Annotated in this window: 4 protein-coding genes; 3 read left to right on the forward strand and 1 reads right to left on the reverse strand. The window is 67.1% G+C overall.

What is annotated here, in order from left to right; translation table 11 throughout:
• The coding region (locus AC5RUJ_RS13265; protein ID WP_494155984.1) for a glycoside hydrolase family 1 protein at positions 1-1,485 on the reverse strand (1,485 nt) is incomplete at its 3' end.
• A gap of 477 nt (positions 1,486-1,962) precedes the next feature.
• Here AC5RUJ_RS13265 and rpsJ point away from each other — a divergent pair.
• From rpsJ to rplD, 3 genes are all read left to right on the forward strand, one after another.
• Positions 1,963-2,271 carry a 30S ribosomal protein S10 gene (gene rpsJ / locus AC5RUJ_RS13270; protein ID WP_003803825.1) on the forward strand — a complete coding sequence of 103 codons (309 nt, stop codon included), beginning with the start codon at positions 1,963-1,965 and terminating at the stop codon, positions 2,269-2,271.
• A gap of 13 nt (positions 2,272-2,284) precedes the next feature.
• On the forward strand, positions 2,285-2,938 hold the full coding sequence (rplC, locus tag AC5RUJ_RS13275; RefSeq protein WP_493979219.1) for a 50S ribosomal protein L3: 654 nt from the start codon (positions 2,285-2,287) through the stop codon (positions 2,936-2,938).
• A 4-nt stretch (positions 2,939-2,942) separates the two neighbouring features.
• Positions 2,943-3,184 (forward strand): 50S ribosomal protein L4 (rplD, locus tag AC5RUJ_RS13280; RefSeq protein ID WP_494155985.1); only part of this gene is annotated, 242 nt, incomplete at its 3' end.

Consider the following 3,184-nt stretch of genomic DNA (forward strand, 5'->3'; position numbering starts at 1 on the left):
CGGCTCGGTCTGCCCGGCCGCCTCGCCGGCACCGGCACGAGTGCGGCGCGCGGCCACATCCTTCAGCCAGTGGAAGGACGCCTTGCGGATCCGCTGCTGGGTGGCGAAGTCCACGTACACCAGGCCGAAGCGCTGGCTGTATCCGGCCGCCCATTCGAAGTTGTCCATCAGCGTCCACACGTAGTAGCCGCGCAGGTCGATGCCGGCTGCGGGCCCGTCCGGCGCCGTCGCGGTGAGCGCGGCCTCCAAATGCGAGGCCAGGTAGTCGATCCGCCGCACGTCGGCGACCGACGGCTTCTTGGTCAGCGCGTCGCGGACCACCACATCCTTGAAGCTGGCGCCCCCCTCGGTGATGTAGACCGGCGGCAGATTGGGGTAACGCCCGGCCATCTGGGCCAGGGCGACCTGCAGGTAGTCGGGTGCCACGGGCCAGCCGAATTCTGTCCGGTCATACCCCGGCCACGCGGCCAGGTGGAACGGCAGCTCGCCGCCCTGCTCCCAGAGCAGCTCGGGCAGGCCGTCGGGGATCGCCTCCGGCCCGGTCAGCGGCCCCGGGCCGATGCCGATCCTGGTGGGGAAGTAGTAGTTCAGCCCGTAGAAGTCCAGCGGCTGGCTCATCACCGCCAGGTCCTCGTCCGGAATCTCGCGCAGGTACTGGAGTGCGGGCTTGAGCACCGGGTTGAACGTTGGGTAGCGGCCCAGCAGCACCGGGTCCGAAAACATGCCGTTGTGGAGCACGTCGTACAGTTCCACCAGCACATCGTGGGCCAGCCCGTCCTTGGCGCCCACCACGGGGGAGTAGACGTTCGTGATGCCCGCATCGCCCGTGATCCCGCCGGCCCGCAGGGCCGAGAGGCTGAGTCCGTGCGCGAGGATGAGGTGGTGCGCGGCCGGCAGGGCGTCGAAAAGCCCGGCCTGGCCGGGAGCATGGACGCCGAGGCCGTAGCCGTTGAGGGTGACGGTGGTCGGCTCGTTGATCGTGACCCAGCGGTCCACCCGGTCGCCGAACTTGTCCGCGGCGATCGCCGCGAAGTCGGCGAGCCGGTACGCGGTATCCCGGTTGAGCCAGCCGCCGCCGTGCTCCAGCGGCAGCGGGGTGTCCCAGTGGTAGAGCGTGCACATCGGGGAGATGCCCCGGGCCAGCAGTTCATCCAGCAGGCGGTCGTAGAAGTCGATGCCGCGCTGGTTGACCGGCCCCTGTCCGCCGGGCTGGATCCGTGGCCAGGACAGCGAGAACCGGTACGAGTCAACGCCGAGCTCGGCCATCAGCGCGACGTCCTCCGGCATCCGGTGGTAGTGGTCGCAGGCCGCGTCCGCCGTCGCGCCGCCGGCAATCCGCCCGGGCTCGTGCGAAAACGCGTCCCAGCCGGAGGGTCCTCGGCCGTCCTCGGCCACGGCGCCCTCGATCTGGAATGCCGCCGTCGCCACTCCCAGGGTAAAGTCGGACGGGATCATTGCCGCCAGGCGCCCGCTGTCCATTGCCATTCGCTGCTGTCCTCCTGAAACCTGGTCTCTCGTGTGCGGCGCCCGCAGGAGCGGGCTGGCACCAGCATCGCACTGCCGGCTGGTCCGCGCCATAGCCTGGCGGCGGGGGAGCGGGCACCGGCCCGGGGGCCGATTCGCAATCAGGGCCGAAGTCTGCCACACTAGATGAGTTGTTCAAGCGCTTTTGCATGTCTTCGTGCGAAGCTGGGTCCCGCCCGGGATAATGCCCGGGGCAGGGTCAGGCTCCACGGATTTCAAGAAGCCCAAATATAACCCACCCTCCATTTTGAGCGGGCGGAGTGCGCAGAATGTTCGCGACACGCCCGACCGCGGGGGTCGGAGCCTCAGCAGGGTGAGGAACCCGGATTTATCCGGATTCAGTCTGCCGGAGGAGCGCCAGGCCAGGAGCGATCCAGCCGTCGGGGCGCATCAGGAGAAAGTCAACAGAGCAGCACTGAGAAAGAGAGCGGAGACGCCATGGCGGGACAGAAAATCCGCATCCGTCTGAAGTCATATGACCATGAGGTCATTGATGTTTCAGCACGGAAGATCGTTGAGACGGTCACGCGTGCAGGCGCAACGGTAGTGGGCCCCGTGCCGCTGCCCACCGAGAAGAACGTGTACTGCGTTATCCGGTCGCCGCACAAGTACAAGGACAGCCGGGAGCACTTTGAAATGCGCACCCACAAGCGGCTGATCGACATTATCGATCCCACGCCCAAGGCCGTCGATTCGCTGATGCGGCTCGACCTGCCGGCGGACGTGAACATCGAAATCAAGCTGTAGGGGAGTGAGTATTTTGTCTACCACTACACGCCAAGTAAAGGGACTGCTGGGCACCAAGCTCGGCATGACCCAGGTCTGGGACGAGAACAACCGGCTCATCCCGGTCACGGTCGTCAAGGCCGACTCCAACGTCATCACCCAGCTGCGCTCTGCGGACGTCGACGGCTACACCGCCGTCCAGATCGGCTACGGCCAGATCGACCCGCGCAAGGTGACCAAGCCGCTGGCCGGCCACTTCGAGAAGGCCGGGGTTACCCCGCGCCGCCACGTGGTTGAGCTGCGCACCGCCGATGCCGGCTCCTACGAGCTGGGCCAGGAACTCTCCGTGGAACTGTTCGAGACCGGCCAGAAGGTCGACGTCGTCGGAACCACCAAGGGTAAGGGCTTCGCCGGTGTCATGAAGCGTCACGGCTTCGCCGGTGTGGGTGCCTCGCACGGCGCGCACAAGAACCACCGCAAGCCCGGTTCCATCGGTGGCGCGTCCACTCCGGGCCGCGTTTTCAAGGGCATGCGCATGTCCGGCCGCATGGGTGCCGTCCGCCAGACCACGCTGAACCTGACGGTTCACGCTGTGGACACCGAGAACTCGCTGCTCTTGATCAAGGGTGCCGTTCCCGGTGCCCGCGGCTCGGTCGTTCTCGTCCGTTCCGCTGTGAAGGGAGCCTAGTTCAATGGCCAACACGCTCAAGGTTGACCTGCCTGCAGAGATCTTCGACGTCCAGACCAACGTGCCGCTGCTGCACCAGGTCGTCGTCGCCCAGCTCGCTGCTGCCCGGCAGGGAACCCACAAGACCAAGACCCGCGCCGAGGTTTCCGGTGCCGGCCGCAAGCCGTTCAAGCAGAAGGGCACCGGCCGCGCCCGCCAGGGTTCGATCCGCGCCCCGCACATGACCGGCGGCGGCGTCGTGCACGG

It is taken from the genome of Arthrobacter sp. Y3223164 (genome assembly GCF_059091005.1).

Bases quoted from the DNA above. Each gene is read 5' to 3' on its own strand.
- rpsJ (WP_003803825.1), top strand. From the start codon at position 1,963: ATGGCGGGACAGAAAATCCGCATCCGTCTGAAGTCATATGACCATGAG.